This window comes from Micromonospora sp. NPDC005553, assembly GCF_042871765.1.
GTDB lineage: Bacteria > Actinomycetota > Actinomycetes > Mycobacteriales > Micromonosporaceae > Micromonospora.
Genome location: NZ_JBIAJD010000001.1, coordinates 674,748 through 691,387 on the forward strand (window position 1 = coordinate 674,748; position 16,640 = coordinate 691,387).

Below are 16,640 nucleotides of genomic sequence, written 5' to 3' on the forward strand. Positions count from 1 at the left end.
TTGATAGCCGTTAGGAGAGCCTCGTGCTGGTCATCGCGCATCTCAGTGACACCCACCTCGACAGCCATCCCCGGTCGGCCGAGCGGACCGCCCGGGTCATGGACTATCTGCACGGCCTGCCACGACCTGTCGACGCGATCCTGATCACCGGGGACATCGCCGACAACGGCGAGGTGGCCGAGTACGAGACCGCCACGAAGCTCTTCGAATCCCCGCTGCCGGTCATGGTCTGTCCCGGCAACCACGATGTGCGCGCCGCGTACCGCAAGGGTCTGCTCGGTGACGACGACGGCGGCACCGGCCCGATCAACGCCCGCCACGACGTGGCCGGGGCGGTCTTCCTCCTGGCCGACTCCTCCGTGCCCGGCGCCGACGACGGTCACCTGGACGAGGAGACGATGGCCTGGCTCGCCGACGAGCTGGGTTCGGTGCCGGACGGGACACCCACGTTCATCGCCCTGCACCACCCGCCGGTGGTGCTGCACCACCCGGTCATCGACCCGATGCGGCTACTGCCGGCCGACCCCCTGGCCGAGCTCGTCGCCGCCCACCCGCAGGTCGTCGCCGTGCTGACCGGGCATTTCCACACCGCCGCCGCGAGCACCTTCGCGGGCCGTCCACTGCGGATCGCCCCGGGTGTGGTCTCCACCCTGCGGATGCCCTGGGAGGGCGACGGCCCGTTGACCACCCAGACCCAGCCGCCCGGCGTCGCGTTCCACGTCTACGACGACGCCGGCCTGCTCACCACCCACTACCGGGTGGTGGTCTGAGGATGCACGGGGTCGCGGTGCTCGGCTTCCTGATCGCCGTCGCGCCGATCACCGCCACGCCGGGCGCGAGCCTGACCCTGGTCGTCTCGCGGGTCGCCAGCGGCGGGCGGCGGCAGGGCTGGTGGGTGATCCTGGGTACGGTGACCGGGCTCTACGTGCACGCCACGCTTGCCGCTGTCGGCCTGGCCGCGCTGGTGCTCCGCTCATCGCAGGCGTTCTGGGTGGTCAAGCTGGTCGGGGCCGGCTATCTGGTCGGGCTCGGGCTCTGGATGCTCTGGTCCGCGTCACGCCGTCGCACGGAGGCGGGACGGCGACCCACGGTTTCCGCCCGGAGGTTGCCCTGGCGCGTGGACCACCCGTACCTGCAAGGGTTGCTCGGCAACGTGCTGAACCCCAAGGCCGCCGCCATCTACCTCACCTTGGCGCCGCAGTTCCTCGAACCGGGCCGACCGGTGCTGCTGCCGATGGTGCTGCTCGCCACAGCGCACGCCGCGTTGCACACCTGTTGGCTCGCCGGCTGGACCGTCGTCTCCGGTGCCGCCGCCCGGTTGCTCCGCACCGCATCGGTGCGACGAATGCTCGATCGGCTGACCGGTGTGATCCTGGTCGGCCTCGGCGTCCGCGCGGCGACGACCTGAGCGATCGACGGGGATGACACGCCCGCGTGGTACCGATAGCGTCCCGGTGTGGACGATCACCGTCCAGGCCGATGTCACCGGAGGAGACGCCGATGTTCGAGGAGATCATGGGCATCCCGGCCCACCCTCTGCTGCTGCACGCCGCTGTCGCGTTCGTGCCGCTGCTGGCCCTGCTGACTGTCGGCTACGCGTTCGTCCCGCCGATCCGGCCGCACACCCGGTGGGTGCTGGGTCTGCTGGCGGTGGGTGCGCCGGTCGCCGCCCTGCTGACGAAGCTCTCCGGCGACGCCTTCCTCGATCGGATGCGCGCCGCCAACCGGGTCACTCCCGAGTTCCTCCCGAAGCTGGAGGCACACCAGGAGTTCGGTGACATCACGCTCTACGCCAGCATCGGGTTGGGGGTGGTGGCCCTGGCGCTGGTCCGGCTCGTCCCGCCGAGGGCCGCCGACGCCAGCGCGGACGGGCGACCCGCTCGGCCGCTGACCCTGGCGTTGCAGGTGTTGTCGCTGGTGGCCGCCGCCGTCACCGTGTATTACGTGGTGCGCACCGGCGACTCCGGGGCGAAGGCGGTCTGGGAGGGCCAGTGACGGTCAGGCGACCTCGTCGCGTGTTCGCCAGGAGACCGCCACGAGCCACCCCGAGATGAGCACCGCTCCGACGGCGAAGCGGATGCTCGGAAATCGAGGGCTCCCACAAACCGGCGGGGTGCTGGTGCGGCCCGGTTGGGGGCCCGGGCCGCACCAGCGGGATGACGGTCAGCCGGCGTGGTACGCCCGGATGATCGTCTGGTCGATTCCGCTACCGCCGTTGGCGGCGGCCTTCACCCGCAGCGAGACTGCCTGACCGGAGGTGGCTCTCGGCAGCTCGACCCGGTAACTGTCGCCGCTGCCGGTGACCCGGGCCGACTTCCAGGTGGCGCCGTCGTCGGTCGACGTCCAGACCTGGAACGACGTCACCTTCTGCGTCTTCACACCGTGCGCCTGCCGGACGGCCAGCTCGGCCGTTCCGTCGACCGGGTGGTTGTTGTGGTCCATCGGCAGGGCGTAGTCGACCGCGAGCAGCGGCAACGGCACGCTCCCGGTGCCGTCCGGGCCGGCGGACCGGAACGTCCACGACGTGTTGACCTTGGTGGAGATCGGCAGGATCAGGCTCGTGTCGACGTCGAGAGTCACCCGGTAGTCGGCCATCGACTGCGGAACGCTGAAGTCGCCGTACGGGCCGGACCGCTCGTCGACCAGCTTGCCGTCGCGGTACAGCGACAGCTTGCGCTTCACACCGACCGCCTCGCCCTGGAGGCAGTCGGCCCGCTGGTGCTGGTCGGTCAGCGTCACCATGTCCAGGTGCAGGTTGCCCCTGGACCGCGACGGCGGGGTGGCACAACTCCAGTCGGCGCCGGCCGGGTCGTCGTACCAGTCGGAGTGCAGCGGCTGCCGCGCCCAGACCTTGGACTGCTGGCTGCCCGGCCGGTACTGACGCGGCGCCTCCATGGCCCCCAGTCCGCCGTAGACACCCTGGTCGGCCCAGACGATCTCGGGCGAGAGGTACGACGTCCGGCTCGGCGGCATGACGCCCTCGTAGGTCTGGGTCACCGGCACCCCGTCAGGCGTGGAGCCCGTGCGGACCAGCAGGGTGTACATCTCCGGTGAGTCGGTCTGGTGGAACCGCTCGTCGATGCGGGCCAGTCGGGCCTGCTCGGCCCTGGTCACCCGGAACGACGGGTCGGCCGGCACGCCGTTGGCGTACTCGTGCACGATGTTGTAGCGGTACGGCTTCGCGGTGCCGGCCGGTGAGTCCATGTTGACGGCCGCCCAGGTGCGCCGCGATCCGATGGTGGGCTTCGGGATCGCCACGCTGCGGACCGCCGTGGCCACGCCGAACCCGCTGATCTGGTGCCACCACGGCAGGCCGTTCACCGCGGTCTGGAAGGTGGTGACGTCGGTCCGGGTGGTCGTGGTGGCCGCCCCGTCGACGGTCGCCGTGACCGGCCGGGCCTGCGCCGGGTCGAGGGTCACGCTTCGGGGGGCGTGCACGTCCAGGTCACCCGCCGCGGTGAGGGTGCTCTCCTGCACGTCGCTGTCGACGTAGTAGGCGATCGACGCGCCGAGCACCGAGTACCGGCCTGCCGGCACCCGCAGGGTGAAGGTCTCCCCGGGCGTGCCGCCGCCCCCGCCGTAGAACAGCAGGGGGTCGGTGAGGTTGGCGACCATGAGGTTGATCCAGGTGTCCGCGCCGTCCCGCAGACCGGGCATCGGCTTGGTCTGGATCGTCAGGTCGTAGCTGGGCGGCTCGACGTAGAAGCTCACCGGGGTCGTCGCGACCAGCTTGCGGCCGGTGCGGGCGGTGACGGTGGCCAGGTAGAAGCCCGGCCGGGCGGCCAGCGCCGCACGATTGACGCGCAAAGTCGCCGCAGCGGTGACGCCGCGCTTGAGGGTCACCCGGCTCGTCGACAGCGACGCCGCGCCGCGCGGTACGGGCTGGCCGTCGTGGTTGACGACTGACACGTCGAGGTCGAGAACGGCAGTCGACTCACCGGTCCAGCTCAGCTTCGTCTCGTTGGTTCCGGACTGCGGGTACGCGAACGTGCCGAGGTTGACCACCGGCTGGTCGCTGGTCGGGCCGCCGAGGGCACGGGCCGCGTTGAGCCGGCCGGCGCCGACGGCGTACGGGTCGATGCCGGTGAGCGGGTCGGCGGCGCCGACGAGGGCGGCCTTGAGCCGCTCTCCGGTCCAGTCCGGGTGGCGCTGGGCGAGCAGCGCGGCGGCGCCCGCCACGTGCGGGCTCGCCATCGAGGTGCCGCTGATCGCCTCGTAGTACCTGTCGATCGGGTCCTGGAGGTTGGTGCCGGCGGCCCGGGCGGCGACGATGTCGACACCGGGTGCGACGAGCTCCGGCTTGGCCACGTTGCTGGTGACGAGCGGTCCCCGGCTGGAGAAGTCGGCGAGCTTGTCGTCGCGGTCGACGGCCCCGACGGTGAGCGCGGTGGCGGCCGACCCGGGCGAGGAGATCTGCGCGCCGCTGTTGCCCGCGGCGATGACGAACAGGGCGCCGGTGGACTTGCTCAGACCGTCGACGGCGAGCGAGAGCGGGTCGGTGCCGTCGTCCGGTGCGCTGCCACCGAGGCTCATGTTGATGACGTCGGCCCGGGTGGCGGCCCACTCCATGCCGGCGATGATGCCGGAGTCCTCGCCAGAGCCGTGGTCGTCGAGAACCTTGCCGATCACCAGCTTGGCGTCCGGTGCCACGCCGCGACGCTGACCGTGTGCGGCAGCGCCGGTGCCGGCGATGGTCGAGGCGACGTGCGTACCGTGGCCGTTGTGGTCGACGGCGTCACCACCCTCGGCGGTGAAGTCGGCCCGCTCGGCGACCCGGCCGACCAGGTCCGGGTGGGTGAAGTCGGCGCCGGTGTCGAGCACCGCGACCCGGACGCCCTTGCCGGTGTAGCCGGCCTTCCAGGCGTCCGGCGCGGCGATCTGGCCGAGGTTGCGGTCCAGGCCGGCGGGTCGCCCACCGCCGGTCAGGGCGGTGGCGTGCACCTTGCGGTCGAGCCAGACCTTCTTCGCGCCGGCGAGCAGCGAGTTGGTGGCGAGCTTCGCCGTTGCCGCGCTCTTCTTGGGTACGCGGCCGGCTACCGCGCCGATGCTGGGCAGCGGGAGCACGTCACCGAGCGCGGCCACCCGGGCGGACGCGGTGGCGGGCTGCACGATCAGCGGCAGCTCGGCGGAGTTGTCGTCGTCGTAGCCGTCGGCGATCAGGGTGGTGACGTCGAACAGGTCCGGGTCGAGGACCGGGCCGACCTGGGACGCGACGCGGGCGGGGATGACGTGCAGGTGACCGTCGGGGCCGCAGCTCTGGTGGATCACCGCGTTCTCGTCGACCGGCCGGATCGTGGCCTGCGGGCATCCCGAGCCGTTGCTGCGGACGGTCACCACGTCGCCGGTCAGCAGGGTGACGGTGTGGGTCTTGCCGTCGACCGAGGCGGCGGGTGCGCCGGGTCGGTCGATGCCGCCGGCTGTGGCTGCGCCGCCCGGTAGGGCGGTCAGCGTCGTGGCCGTGACGGCAACCGCCAACAGCCACCGCGTTTTCCTGAGCATGGTGCTCCTCGTCTAATGTGGACGAAAGTGCCTCTTCGGGCAACTTCCCGCAAGATCATATGCAGGTCAACGATCTTCGGGGAGCCCTCGACGAGGAGGTTTTCACGCTCTTAACAGTGGGAGCACCCGCCGGCCGAGCAGGTCGATGCCGCCATGCGGCGTCAACCCGTGCGGGGTGCCGAACTCCACCCGACTCGCCCCGGCGTCGAACACCGCCGCCGCCTGCCCCGCGACGTGCTCGGGCGTGCCGGAGAAGGCGAACAGATCGAGCAGGTCATCGCCGATCAGCGCGCCGGCGAGGTCGTCCTCCCGACAGCCGACGTGCTGCTGGATCCGGGCCAGCAGCTCCGGGTCCACCTCGATCGTCGGGTCGAGGGCGGCGACCACCGCCAGGTACATGGCCACCTCCCGGCGGGCCACCCGCCGTGCCAGCGCACCGTCCTCGTCGACGACGGTGACCGCGCCGAGCACGACACCAGTGCCGTCCGGGTCCGCGACCGCCGCGTCATCCAGCCAGGCGCGCATCATCCGGGCCATCGCCGGGTTGGCCGACCCGCCGACCTTGACCTCACCGGCGAACCCGGCCGCCGCCCGCGCGGTCTGCCGCCCCCAGGTGCCGACGAGGACCGGCACGTCGGCACGGGCCGGCGTGTACCGCAGCGACGTGCCCGGCGCGACGGTGAACTCCCCACCCTGGAAACCGCTGTCGTCGCCGGCGAGCAGCAGCCGCACGACGGCGACCGTCTCGACGATGCGCCGGATCGGACGGACCTGCGGCACACCGATCTCGTTGAGCCAGGTGCCCCGGGCCAGGCCCAGGTAGGCCCGACCCCGCGAGGCCAGGTCCAGCGCGGCCACCTGACCGGCGACCTCGACCGGGTGCATGGTGAACGGGTTGAGGCACGCCGCGCCGAGGCGGATCCGCCGGGTGTGCCGGGCCGCCACCAGCAACGGGAAGATCGGCGGTTGGTACATCAGGTCACCGAAGACCGACAGCACGTCGAAGCCGTGCCGCTCGGTCAACTCGGCAAGCTCCGCGTACTCGTCGGCGGACTTGTCGGACTGAAGGCCGATGCCGACCAGCCCAGCGCTCACGTCAGCTCCTCGGTGGGGATGTGCTGAAGGCCGGTCCGTTCGATGCGCATGATGAGCCGCTCGTCCGGGTCCGGACAGGCGACGTGGCTGTCCCGGGCCATCCAGTCACCCTCGGCCAGCGCCCGCTGCTTCGCCGGCAGCATCGGCAGGCACGCCGCCAGGGCGTAGAGGCAGAAGTGCCCCCCGGCCGGGATGGTCAGCCGATTCGACTCCGTCACGTCGAAGTGGTCGCCCGGCTTGAGGCCGCACACCGAGCGGCCCTCGATCCGCTCCACCACGACCCGCAGGTCGTACAGGTCGGTGGTGGGTTCCTCGGCGCTCATCGGACGGCCTCCGCGTGGTGGTGCACGATGCGCCAGGAGCCGTCCTCGCGGCGCAGGACGTCGGTGACCCGGAAACACTCGTCCGGCCGGCTGTCGGCGAAGCGGGCCCGCAGCACGTACCGGACCAGACCGGTGTCGCCCCAGGCGTCGGCACGCAGGTGTTCCGGCGCGACCGAGATCGGCGCCGACCCCGTCGCCCGGGTCGCCCGCCGGTCGCGCAGGTCGTCCAGCGCGGGCAGGCCGGACAGCAGGCCGTCGGCGTCGGACTCCCAGAACGTCAGGTCGGGGTGCAGGTGCGCGTCGAAGGCCGGCCGGTCGCCGAGGGACCGGTACAGGTCGGTGATGGTGGTGGTGAGCTCATCGCTCATCGGCTGTCACTTCCGATCGGGTACGGCGGTGCGGGGGTCAGGGCAGGTCGGCCAGGCGGGCGCGGAGCGGGTCCAGTCCCATGGGTCCGAGCGCCAACGCGGTGTGGTGGAAGCGTCTCCGGTCGAAGGCCGTACCCTCGCGCCGCTCGGCGTCCCGGCGGGCCTGCTGCCACAGCCGCGCGCCGACCTTGAAGGCCAGGGCCTGCGCCGGCCAGCCGAGATACCTGTCGACCTCGAAGCGCGCGGTCTCGGCGTCCAGACCGACGACACGGGTGAGGACGTCCACCGCGAGAGAAGGCGTCCAACGGCGTTCCTCGGTGAACCCGTTGCCGGCCGGGATCGGCAGCCCGAGGTGCAGACCCAGGTCGATGACCACGCGGGCGGCCCGCCACAGCTGACCGTCGAGCATGCCGAGCCGCTCGGCCGGGTCGGCGTAGAGGCCGATCTCGTCGGCGAGACGCTCGGCGTAGTGCGCCCACCCCTCGGCGTACCCGTGCACCTGGCAGAGGGTGCGCTGCCACGGGTGCAGGGCGCCGGTGGTGAGGGTGACGGCGTGCTGAAGGTGGTGGCCGGGCAGCCCTTCGTGGCAGAGCGTCCCGACGTGCCGCCACACCGGCACCGTCGACTCGCCGGTGGGCACCGACCACCAGATCGCGCCGGGACGCGTCAACGCCGGGTCGGGGGGCGTGTAGTACATGACCCCGGAGGTGGCGGGGCTGATCCGGCACACCACCCGGCGGGTGGCGGCCGGGATGTCGAAGTGGGTGCCGTCGAGCGCGTCGGTCAGCTGCTCGGTGCGCAGGCGCAGCCACTCCTCCAGGGCTGGCCCGGCCGCCACCCGACGGGCCGGGTCGGCGTCCAGGGCCGCCCGCGCGGCAGCCACCCGCTGATGGCCCAGCTCACCCGCGACGGTCCGCAGCTCGGCGGCGGTGACTGCCAACTCCGCCCAGCCGTACTCGTACACCTCGTCGAGGTCGACAGTCGCGCCGAGGAAACTGCGGGCGGTGACCCGGTACAGGTCGCCGCCCACACCGTCCACCTCGGACGCCGTGGGTGCCAGCTCGGCACGGAGGAACGCGGCGAAACCGGCGGTGGCGGCGGTCGCCAGCCGCGCGCCACGGTGCAGCCGAGCGGCGACCGGGCCGTCGGGGCAGCCGTCGACCAACCGCCCGTAGAAGTCGGCGGCGGCCCAGGAGGTGCACTGATCGGCGACCACGAGCACCTGGCGGCGGGCGACCAGTTGTCCCTGCCGCGCCGACCGGCGCAGCGTCGCGGCGTACCGGTCGAGGGCGTCGGGCACCTGGTGCAGGTGGTCGGCGACCACCGCCCAGTCGTCCTCGGTGTGCCGGGGCAGATTGTCGAAGAGCTGCCGGAGCAGGTGCACCGGCGTGGCCAGTGGGGCGAGCAGTCGGGTGGTGAAGCCCGCGTCGTACAGGTCGACCTCACTGGCCAGCCGGTCGAGCAGGGCGTCGGCCAGGGACCGCTCACCGGGGTCGTGCGTGGTCGCCGCGGCGGCGGCCGTCGCGGTGCGTCGGGCCAGCTCGGCGCGGGCGTCGAACCCCTCCGGGGAGAGATCCGGGACATGCGACCCGGGGGTACGCCCCACCGCCTCGGCCGCCTGCGGGTCCAGCTCGGCGAGCGCGTCGAGGTACCCGTCGGCGACCTGGGTGATGCTGCTCATCGCGGCACGCCGAACCGGCCGTTGTCGTCGCGGTACGCCACCCCGCCCTTCATCACCGCGTGCAGGGTGCGCAACGCGGAGACCGAGCGGGTCGGGTCGTCGCGCAGCACCAGCAGGTCGGCGTGCCTGCCGGCCTCGACGGTGCCGAGGGTGTCGGCACGACCCAGCCACTGCGCGGGGCGGGTGGTGGCGGCCTTGAGCGCGTCCGCGACCGGCATCCCGGCGTCCACCATGAACTCCAGTTCACGGACGGTCGCGGTGGTCTCGTCGTAGCCGGCGTGCGGGGGCATGTCGCTGCCCAGGGCGATCGGCACACCGTTGCGGATGGCGTGCTGGAGGCTCTCCCAGTGTCGTGGGCCGGCCGCGAGGGCCCGGTCCATCAGCCAGCCGGGCACCCCGGAGTCGCGGAAGAACTGTTCACAGCGGCTCACCACGATCGTCGGCACGTACCAGACACCCCGCTGGGCCATCAGCCGGGTGACGTCGTCGGTCAGCTCGTACCCGTGCTCGACGCAGTCGAGGCCCAGCTCGACGGCGCGGCGGACCGAGTCGGCCGGGCCGGCGTGGGCGGTGACCTTGCGCCCCCAGTCGTGTGCGACGCGGATGACAGCGGCCATCTCGTCGTCGAGCAGCTGCGGGGTGTCGATCGCCTCGTGCTGGCCGGCGATCCCGCCGGAGATGCAGACCTTGATCAGGTCGGCGCCGGCGCGGAGCTGTTCGCGGGTGGCCCGCCGGAACCCGTCCGCGCCGTCGGCCTCCAGGGCGTCGGCGTCCCAGCCGTGCCCGCCCGTGCAGCAGAGCGCGTGCCCCGCGGTGAAGATGCGCGGGCCGTCGACCGCGCCGGCCTCGATCCCCTTGCGCAGGGCGAAGTCGGCGTACCGGCTCTCCCCGACCAGGCGGGCGGTGGTGACACCGGAGTGCAGGGTGCGCCGGGCCGAGTCGGCCATCAGCAGCACCAGCTCGGCCAGGTTCGCGCCGTGCACCGTGTCGGCGAGGTGGCCGGGCAACCCCAGCGAGAGGTGGACGTGCATGTTGGTCAGACCCGGCATGACGTGCTCGCCGCCCAGGTCGACCACCCGGGCCGCGCCGGCCTCGGCGAGAACGTCGTCGACCTGACCGACGGCACGGATCATCCCGTCGGCGTCGATCCAGATGCCGCGATCCGGTTGGAGGGCGTCCTGGACACCGTCGTAGAGCGCGAGGTTGACCAGGACCTGTTCGGTGGGCATGCGCATGGGGCGTCCTCAGAGTGAGCGCGCGGCGGTCGGGGCCGTGGCAGGGTCGGTGAGCCAGCAGGCGACGCTGCGGCCGCCCAGGTCGACGGTGGGTGGCTGCTCGCCGCAGGGCGCGAACGCGTGCGGGCAGCGTGGCCGGAAACGGCACCCGGTGGGCGCGTTGGCCGGGTCGGGCACCTCCCCGGCGAGGATGGCGGGCAGGCGCGGGGTGGGCCCGATCTGCGGCACCGCGTCGATCAACGCCCTGGTGTACGGGTGTCGGGGCTCGCGCCACAGCTCGCGGGTGGGTGCGGCCTCGACGATCCGGCCCAGGTACATCACGGCGGTCACGTCGGCGATCTCGTGCACCAGCGCCAGGTCGTGGGAGATGAAGAGCATGCCCATGTCGAGGTCGCGGACCAGCCCGACGAGCAGGTTGACCACCTGCGCCTGGGACGAGGCGTCCAGCGCGGTGACCGGCTCGTCCGCGATGATCATGCGGGGTTCCGGGGCGAGCGCGCGGGCGATCGCCAGGCGCTGCCGTTGACCGCCGGAGAACTGGTGCGGATACCGCTGGGCGGCGCTGGTCGGCATGGCGACCCGTTCGAGCAGCTCGTGCACGCGGGCTCGGCGGGTCGATCCGGTGACCGCCGCCGGCACGCCGTCGAGGAGTTGAGAGCCGATGGTGCGCCGGGGGTTCAGCGAGGCGTACGGGTTCTGGAAGACCATCTGCAGGCCGACCTCGGCACCGGAGCGGGGCCGCCAGCCCAGCGGGTTGACCGGTCGGCCGGCGTACTCGACGGTGCCGGCGCTCGGCGCGCTGAGCCCGACCGCGACGCGGGCGAGTGTGGACTTTCCGCACCCGGACTCGCCGACCAGGCCGACGATCTGGCCGGGCGACACCTCCAGGCTGACCCCGGCGACGGCCCGCACCCGGCCCCGCCCTCGGGAGCGGTACTCGACCTCCACGTCGGTGAAGGACAGTCGCGCGGGCGCTGTGGTGTTCACGCGGCCACCTCCAGGTGCGGACGGACCACGCAGGCCACCGACCGGTCGGCTCCGGCGGGGGTGAGCGGGGGCGGGGCCTCACCGCAGGACGGTTCGGCGTACCCGCAGCGGGGTTGGAACGGGCAGCCGGGCGGCGCCTCGCCGGGTGCCGGCGGCGCACCCGGGATGGGCCGCAACGTCCCGCCGTTCTGGGTGCCGTGCGGTCGGGCGCCGAGCAGCGCGGCGGTGTACGGGTGGGTGGGGGCGGTGAGCAGGCTGCCGGTCGGGCCGGTCTCGACGACCCGCCCGGCGTAGAAGATGTAGCCACGGGTGGTGAGGGCGCTGAGCACCCCGAGGTCGTGGGTGATGAACGCGACGGCCAGCCCGGTCTCGGCGCGCAGCCGCTCCAGCAGGGCGAGGATGCCGGCCTGCACTGTGACGTCGAGGGCGGTCGTCGGTTCGTCGGCGATCAGCAGTCGGGGCCGGGCGGCCAGCGCGATGGCGATGGCCACCCGCTGCCGCATCCCGCCGGAGAACTGGTGCGGGTACGCGCGCAGCGCCCGCTCCGGGTCCGGGATGCGGACCTGGTCGAGCAGCTCCACAGCGCGGCGACCGGCGGCTCGGCGGTCCATCCGCAGGTGCACCCGCATGTGCTCGGTGAGCTGCCGCCCGACGGTGAGCATCGGGTGCAGGGCCGCGCTCGGGTCCTGGAACACCATGGCGATGCCCGCGCCACGGACCCGCTGCCAGCCTCGGGCGTCCAGGCCGAGCAGTTCGGTCCCGGCGTACCGGGCCGAGCCGGTGACCGCCGCCCCCGGGGGCAGCAGCCCGAGCAGGGTCTGGGCGGTGAGGCTCTTGCCGCAGCCGCTCTCCCCCGCGATGCCCACCAGCTCACCCTCGTCGACTGTCAACGACACGTCGTGCAGGATCGGCAGCGGGCCACGCGGTGAGGGCAGGGTGACGGCCAGGGAGTCGACGTCGAGCAGCGGTGCCACCTCAGCGTCCCTTCGTGTAGCGGGGGTCCAGCCGGTCGCGCAGCGCGTCGCCGAGCACGTTGAAGGCCATCACCACGGTGAGGATGGCGAGGCCGGGGAACACGCTGACCCACCACATCGACAGGTCCTGCGCGCCGAGGGCCACCATCGAACCCCACTCGGCAGCCGGTGGGCGCGGGCCCAGACCGAGGAACGACAGGGCGGCGAGCAGCAGCACCGCGTTGCCCAGCTCCAGGGTGGCCAGCACGATCGCCGGGCCGATGCTGTTGGGCAGCACGTCGCGGCGCAACGCCCGGATCGGCCCGACGCCGAGCAGGCGGGCGGCGTTGAGATAGTCGTCGCCGCGCATGCTCAACACGGCGCTGCGGATGACCCGGGCGTAGACCGGCCAGGAGACGATGACCAGGGCCAGTACGGCGTTGCGGGTGTTCGGGCCGAACGCCGCCGTCACCGCCATGGCCAGGATGATCTGCGGGAACGCGAACACCAGGTCGGTCAGGCGCATCAGCGCCTCGTCGACGAACCGACCGACGTATCCGGCGACCAGCCCGAGCAGCCCGCCGACCAGCAGGGCCAGCGAAACGATGGCCAGGGCCAGCGGGATGGACAGTCGGGCGCCGTGGATGACCCGGCTGAGGATGTCGCGGCCGAGCGAGTCGGTGCCGAACCAGTGCGCCCCGGACGGCGACGCGTACGTGTCGGGGCTCTGCGCCAGCGGGTCGTACGGTGCGAGAACGTCGGCGAGCAACGCCAGCAGCAACCACCCGCCGAGGATGGTCAACGCCGCCACGGTGATCGGTTGACGCCAGACCGGTCGGCTGGTCGAGCCGCCGCGCAGTCGGCCGAGCCAGCGGCGTCGGCCCAGGGCCCGCTCCGCCTTCGGGTCTGCAAGTGTCGTCATGACAACCGGATCCTCGGATCGATGAGCCCGTACAGCAGGTCGACGGTCAGGTTGACAAGCGTGTAGACCAGCGCCACGAAGAGGCTGACGCCGAGGATCGCGGGCAGGTCCAGCGCCGTGGCGCTGCGGTACGCGTACTGGCCGACGCCGGGCCAGCCGAAGATGCTCTCGACAAGCACCGTCCCGGAGAGCAGCGAGGCGAACGCCAGGCCGGATACGGTGACCACCGGGACGAGGCCCGCGCGCAGCAGATGCCGGCGCAGCACCACCCGGGTCGGCAGTCCCTTGGCGTACGCGGCCCGGATGTAGTCCTGCTGGAGCACCTCCAGCATCGCCGAGCGGACGAAGCGGACCAGCATCGCCACCGTCAGCGAGGTCAGCACGAGCACCGGCAGGGACAGGTGCTGGGCGGCGTCCCAGGCGACGTCCCACTGCCCGGCGAGTGCCCCGTCGACCGTGTACATGCCGGTGACTGTGGGCGGCGGGCTGAAGTCGGTGGAGAGTCGCCCGCCGCTGGGGGCCAGGCCGAGTTGGTAGAAGAAGACGTAGAGCACGACCAGGGACAGCCAGAACGGCGGGGTGGAGAGCCCGAGCAGGGCGCCGACCCGAACGAGCTGATCGGTGAGCCGGCCGTTGCGGACCGCCGCGAGCATGCCGACCCCGGTGCCGATGAGCAGCGCCAGCACCATGCTCGGGAGGGCCAGCTCCAGGGTCGCCGGCACGTAGTGCAGCAGGTCGTCCAGGACGGCCCGCCCGGTCTGCTGGGAGTGGCCCAGGTCGCCGTGCAGCAGGTTGCCCAGGTAGTGCAGGTACTGGGCCCAGAGCGGCTGGTCCAGACCCCACTTCTCGCGGAAGGCGGCCACCGCGGCGGGGTCGTTGAGGGCCTGGTCGGAGAGGTTGGCGGTGACCGGGTCACCGGGGACCACGTTGACCAGACCGAACGTCACCACTGTGACGCCGAGCAGCAGGCCGGCGGTGACCGCCACCCGCTTGGCCAGGAAGGTCAGCAGCGGGTGGGCACCCCGGGGCCGGGACGCGGTCGTGGCGACCGCGCCCGGCTCACCGTCGTGAACTGTCGTCATGTCGTCGGGACTACTTGCGCCCGACCGCGGCGACGTCCACCTGCCAACCGGCGGCGGTGTAGTCCGCCCCGGTCAGGTCCGTGGTCGCCACGACGATGGAGGAGTTGCTGGCCAGCACGAGGTACGGCGAGGACGCGTTCATCAGCCGCTGCCACTCCTGCATGGCGGTGGCCCGGCCGGCCAGGTCGAGGGTCTCGGTGACCTTCCTGCCGGCGGCCACCACTGCCGGGTCGGCCCGCTCGACCGTCCAGCCGGAGCGCAGCGCGGTCGCCTGACCCGGTGCCATGTTGTTGATCAGTGAGTCGGCGACCGGGTAGTTCAGGCTCTGCGGGGTGAACCCGAGCGGAGACTTCCCGCCGCGCATCTCGTCGAGGAACGTGGTCAGCGGCTGCGGGTTGAGCTCCAGCTTGATGCCGGCCTCGGCGGCGTCGCCCTGCACCTTGGTGGCAACCGTGCCGAGGTCCACACCCTTGTAGGTGATGGCCGGGTAGGTGAACTTGACCGTCGGGTTCGTCAGGCCGGCCTCGGTGAGCAGCGCCTTGGCCTTGGCGACGTCCCGCTTGGACTCCTCGCCGGCCGGCAGCGCGCCTGGGAAGGCGGGCGCGACCAGCCCGGTGCCGGGGGCGGCGCCCTTGCCGTACAGGGCGGCGATCCCCTGGTAGTCGATGGCGGCGCGCAGGGCCTGGTTGAACTTCGGGTTCGAGGTGACCGCCGAGACGGCCGGGTCGGCGTTGAGGAAGAGGAAGTAGACGGTGTCCTGCACGCCGGAGGTCTGCAGGCTGCCCGGCAGTCCGTCGAGGAGCTTGCCGGAGATGTCCAGGGACACCTCGGCGGCCTCGGCGCGTTGCATGGTCAGCTTCTGGGTCTGCACATCCATGTTGCGCAGCACCACCCGGGAGAACTGCGGCTTCGTGCCCCAGTACTTCGGGTTCGCCTCCAGCACCACCTGCGACGAGGGGTCGTAGGACTTCAGCACGTACGGGCCGCTGCCGACGGAGTTGGTGTCCAGGTACTGCTGCGCGGTGTCGCCCTGGGCGGCGTCGGCGCCGTCGCGGGCGCCGTGCTCCTTGGCGACCTTGGCGTTGAGCACCGCTGTCGACGGCATCGACAGCACCACCGGGATGTTCGGGTCGGGGGTGGCCGAGGCGACGACGACCGTGCTGTCGTCGGTCTTGGTCACGGTCAGGCCGCTGACGGTGACCGCGGGGCTGGCCTTGATGTTCTTCAGCCGATTGAGCGAGAAGACGACGTCGTCGGCGGTGAGCGGGCTGCCGTCGGCGAACGTCACGCCCTGCCGCAGCTTGAAGGTGAACGTCTTGGCGTCCGGCGACGCCTGGTACGACTCGGCCAGCGCCGGGACCGGCTTACTCACATCCGTTCCCTTGAAGGTGAGCAGGGTGTCGTAGAGGGCGTGCACGGCGGTCAGACCGGTTGCCTCGTAGACCCGGCCGGGGTCGAGGGTCTTGAGCACGAACGAGGTGTTCACGGTGAGGGTCTTGGCCGTGCCGTTCGCGTTTCCACCACTGCCGCCGGCGCTACAGGCGCTGACGGAGAGGACGGCCAGCGTCGCCAGAGCGGACGCTCCGGCGAGGAGCCGGCGGGGAGACACCGACATGCTGTTCCTACCTTCGTATCGCGCGGCCCGCCGTGCGGGATCCGCGGGGCGTCGACGCCCGGCTGGCGGCGCCACGCATCGGCGGGGCCGATGGGATGACGGCGTCGCGGGCTTCTCGGGAAGCGTCGTCTCGGGTTGGATGTAGGCCGGACTGGGAGGTCGTCCGGTTCGTCTTGGTGCGGCATTGTCTAGTGGTGTCGAACTTTGCCGCTTGTTGTTCAGCGATACTAAACAGACCCGTATAGTCAGGTCAATCAAGATTCAGCCACACTGTTTTTGGAACGAGGACACATGCTCGGTGACCGACTCCGCGACCTGCGTCAGCAGCACTCCCTCACGCTGCGTCAGCTCGCCACAGCCGCCGACGTGTCCCCCGCCCTGCTCAGCCAGATCGAGAACGGCGCCACCGACCCCAGCCTCTCCACCCTGCGCAAGCTCGCCCAGGTCTTCGACACCTCGATCGCCGAGCTGTTCTCCGAGCCCGAGGCGCCACCGGTGCACGTCAGCCGCGTCGGCGCCCGGACCAGGCTGGCCGCGCCACCCGGCCAGATCACCTACGAACGACTCACCCCCGGCCGCGGCGACCTGGAAGTGCTCCAGGCCCACCTCGCGCCCGGCGACGCCAGCTCCGCCGAACCGTGGGCGCACCCGTCGACCGAATGCGCGATCGTCATCACCGGCGCTGTCGTCGCCGAGATCGGCGGTGAGTCGTACGCCCTCACCGCCGGCGAGTCGGTCACCTTCGACTCGCGCCTCGCGCACCTCTACCGCAACGCCAGCGACCAGCGCGCCCACCTGATCATCGCGGTGACGCCACCGACTCCCTGACCGACCACGGTGGACATTCGACGGGATCGACGGGACGCCGCGGCGGACTTAG

Annotated in this window: 15 protein-coding genes; 4 read left to right on the top strand and 11 right to left on the bottom strand. The window is 72.1% G+C overall.

From position 1 onward, the window contains the following. Positions 1–23 precede the first annotated feature (23 nt). From ACFYPG_RS03140 to ACFYPG_RS03150, 3 genes are all read left to right on the top strand, one after another. A complete protein-coding gene (locus tag ACFYPG_RS03140; RefSeq protein WP_387349932.1) occupies positions 24–770 on the top strand; it encodes a metallophosphoesterase in 747 nt (248 codons plus the stop codon). A 2-nt stretch (positions 771–772) separates the two neighbouring features. Beyond that, positions 773–1,408: a LysE family translocator gene (locus ACFYPG_RS03145; RefSeq protein WP_387349934.1), complete on the top strand. Its 636-nt coding sequence runs from the start codon at positions 773–775 to the stop codon at positions 1,406–1,408. Positions 1,409–1,479: 71 nt separating this feature from the next. Next, on the top strand, positions 1,480–1,995 hold the full coding sequence (locus tag ACFYPG_RS03150) for a DUF2231 domain-containing protein (RefSeq protein WP_387349935.1): 516 nt from the start codon (positions 1,480–1,482) through the stop codon (positions 1,993–1,995). 168 nt (positions 1,996–2,163) lie between these two features. On the opposite strand, the gene ACFYPG_RS03155 is transcribed toward ACFYPG_RS03150, so the two are convergent. The 11 genes from ACFYPG_RS03155 to ACFYPG_RS03205 form a co-directional block, all read right to left on the bottom strand. Continuing rightward, complete coding sequence (locus ACFYPG_RS03155) at positions 2,164–5,499, bottom strand: S8 family peptidase (protein WP_387349936.1); 3,336 nt, start codon at positions 5,497–5,499, stop codon at positions 2,164–2,166. Positions 5,500–5,601: 102 nt separating this feature from the next. Beyond that, complete coding sequence (locus ACFYPG_RS03160; RefSeq protein ID WP_387349937.1) at positions 5,602–6,594, bottom strand: LLM class flavin-dependent oxidoreductase; 993 nt, start codon at positions 6,592–6,594, stop codon at positions 5,602–5,604. Further along, positions 6,591–6,917: a TIGR04076 family protein gene (locus ACFYPG_RS03165; RefSeq protein ID WP_387349938.1), complete on the bottom strand. Its 327-nt coding sequence runs from the start codon at positions 6,915–6,917 to the stop codon at positions 6,591–6,593. Before ACFYPG_RS03165 ends, ACFYPG_RS03160 begins: the two co-directional genes overlap by 4 nt. Then, positions 6,914–7,285, bottom strand: coding sequence for a nuclear transport factor 2 family protein (locus ACFYPG_RS03170; RefSeq protein WP_355006476.1), 372 nt, complete (start codon positions 7,283–7,285; stop codon positions 6,914–6,916). Before ACFYPG_RS03170 ends, ACFYPG_RS03165 begins: the two co-directional genes overlap by 4 nt. A 37-nt stretch (positions 7,286–7,322) precedes the next feature. Then, positions 7,323–8,966 carry a DUF885 domain-containing protein gene (locus tag ACFYPG_RS03175; RefSeq protein ID WP_387349939.1) on the bottom strand — a complete coding sequence of 548 codons (1,644 nt, stop codon included), beginning with the start codon at positions 8,964–8,966 and terminating at the stop codon, positions 7,323–7,325. Further along, positions 8,963–10,201 (bottom strand): amidohydrolase family protein, encoded by a 1,239-nt coding sequence (locus ACFYPG_RS03180; protein ID WP_387349940.1) that lies wholly within the window; start codon positions 10,199–10,201, stop codon positions 8,963–8,965. The genes ACFYPG_RS03175 and ACFYPG_RS03180 overlap by 4 nt, the downstream gene beginning before the upstream one ends. A gap of 9 nt (positions 10,202–10,210) precedes the next feature. Further along, a complete protein-coding gene (locus ACFYPG_RS03185) occupies positions 10,211–11,188 on the bottom strand; it encodes an ABC transporter ATP-binding protein (RefSeq protein WP_387349941.1) in 978 nt (325 codons plus the stop codon). Beyond that, positions 11,185–12,162, bottom strand: a complete 978-nt coding sequence (locus tag ACFYPG_RS03190; protein WP_387349942.1) for an ABC transporter ATP-binding protein — start codon at positions 12,160–12,162, stop codon at positions 11,185–11,187. Before ACFYPG_RS03190 ends, ACFYPG_RS03185 begins: the two co-directional genes overlap by 4 nt. A gap of 1 nt (position 12,163) precedes the next feature. Continuing rightward, positions 12,164–13,063 carry an ABC transporter permease gene (locus tag ACFYPG_RS03195; protein WP_357221220.1) on the bottom strand — a complete coding sequence of 300 codons (900 nt, stop codon included), beginning with the start codon at positions 13,061–13,063 and terminating at the stop codon, positions 12,164–12,166. Beyond that, positions 13,060–14,145: an ABC transporter permease gene (locus ACFYPG_RS03200; RefSeq protein WP_196926229.1), complete on the bottom strand. Its 1,086-nt coding sequence runs from the start codon at positions 14,143–14,145 to the stop codon at positions 13,060–13,062. Before ACFYPG_RS03200 ends, ACFYPG_RS03195 begins: the two co-directional genes overlap by 4 nt. Before the next feature lie 10 nt (positions 14,146–14,155). Then, positions 14,156–15,760: an ABC transporter substrate-binding protein gene (locus tag ACFYPG_RS03205; RefSeq protein WP_355006470.1), complete on the bottom strand. Its 1,605-nt coding sequence runs from the start codon at positions 15,758–15,760 to the stop codon at positions 14,156–14,158. A gap of 291 nt (positions 15,761–16,051) precedes the next feature. On the opposite strand from ACFYPG_RS03205, the gene ACFYPG_RS03210 reads away from it, so the two are divergent. Next, positions 16,052–16,588, top strand: a complete 537-nt coding sequence (locus ACFYPG_RS03210; RefSeq protein WP_387349944.1) for a helix-turn-helix domain-containing protein — start codon at positions 16,052–16,054, stop codon at positions 16,586–16,588. Positions 16,589–16,640 lie beyond the last annotated feature (52 nt).

What these genes read in the sequence shown, in the direction of transcription:
- ACFYPG_RS03145 (WP_387349934.1), top strand. Translation starts at nt 773, where the DNA reads ATGCACGGGGTCGCGGTGCTCGGCTTCCTGATCGCCGTCGCGCCGATC.
- ACFYPG_RS03150 (WP_387349935.1), top strand. Translation starts at nt 1,480, where the DNA reads ATGTCACCGGAGGAGACGCCGATGTTCGAGGAGATCATGGGCATCCCG.
- ACFYPG_RS03155 (WP_387349936.1), bottom strand. Translation starts at nt 5,499, where the DNA reads ATGCTCAGGAAAACGCGGTGGCTGTTGGCGGTTGCCGTCACGGCCACG.
- ACFYPG_RS03165 (WP_387349938.1), bottom strand. Translation starts at nt 6,917, where the DNA reads ATGAGCGCCGAGGAACCCACCACCGACCTGTACGACCTGCGGGTCGTG.
- ACFYPG_RS03170 (WP_355006476.1), bottom strand. Translation starts at nt 7,285, where the DNA reads ATGAGCGATGAGCTCACCACCACCATCACCGACCTGTACCGGTCCCTC.
- ACFYPG_RS03175 (WP_387349939.1), bottom strand. Translation starts at nt 8,966, where the DNA reads ATGAGCAGCATCACCCAGGTCGCCGACGGGTACCTCGACGCGCTCGCC.
- ACFYPG_RS03180 (WP_387349940.1), bottom strand. Translation starts at nt 10,201, where the DNA reads ATGCGCATGCCCACCGAACAGGTCCTGGTCAACCTCGCGCTCTACGAC.
- ACFYPG_RS03195 (WP_357221220.1), bottom strand. Translation starts at nt 13,063, where the DNA reads ATGACGACACTTGCAGACCCGAAGGCGGAGCGGGCCCTGGGCCGACGC.
- ACFYPG_RS03200 (WP_196926229.1), bottom strand. Translation starts at nt 14,145, where the DNA reads ATGACGACAGTTCACGACGGTGAGCCGGGCGCGGTCGCCACGACCGCG.
- ACFYPG_RS03205 (WP_355006470.1), bottom strand. Translation starts at nt 15,760, where the DNA reads ATGTCGGTGTCTCCCCGCCGGCTCCTCGCCGGAGCGTCCGCTCTGGCG.
- ACFYPG_RS03210 (WP_387349944.1), top strand. Translation starts at nt 16,052, where the DNA reads ATGCTCGGTGACCGACTCCGCGACCTGCGTCAGCAGCACTCCCTCACG.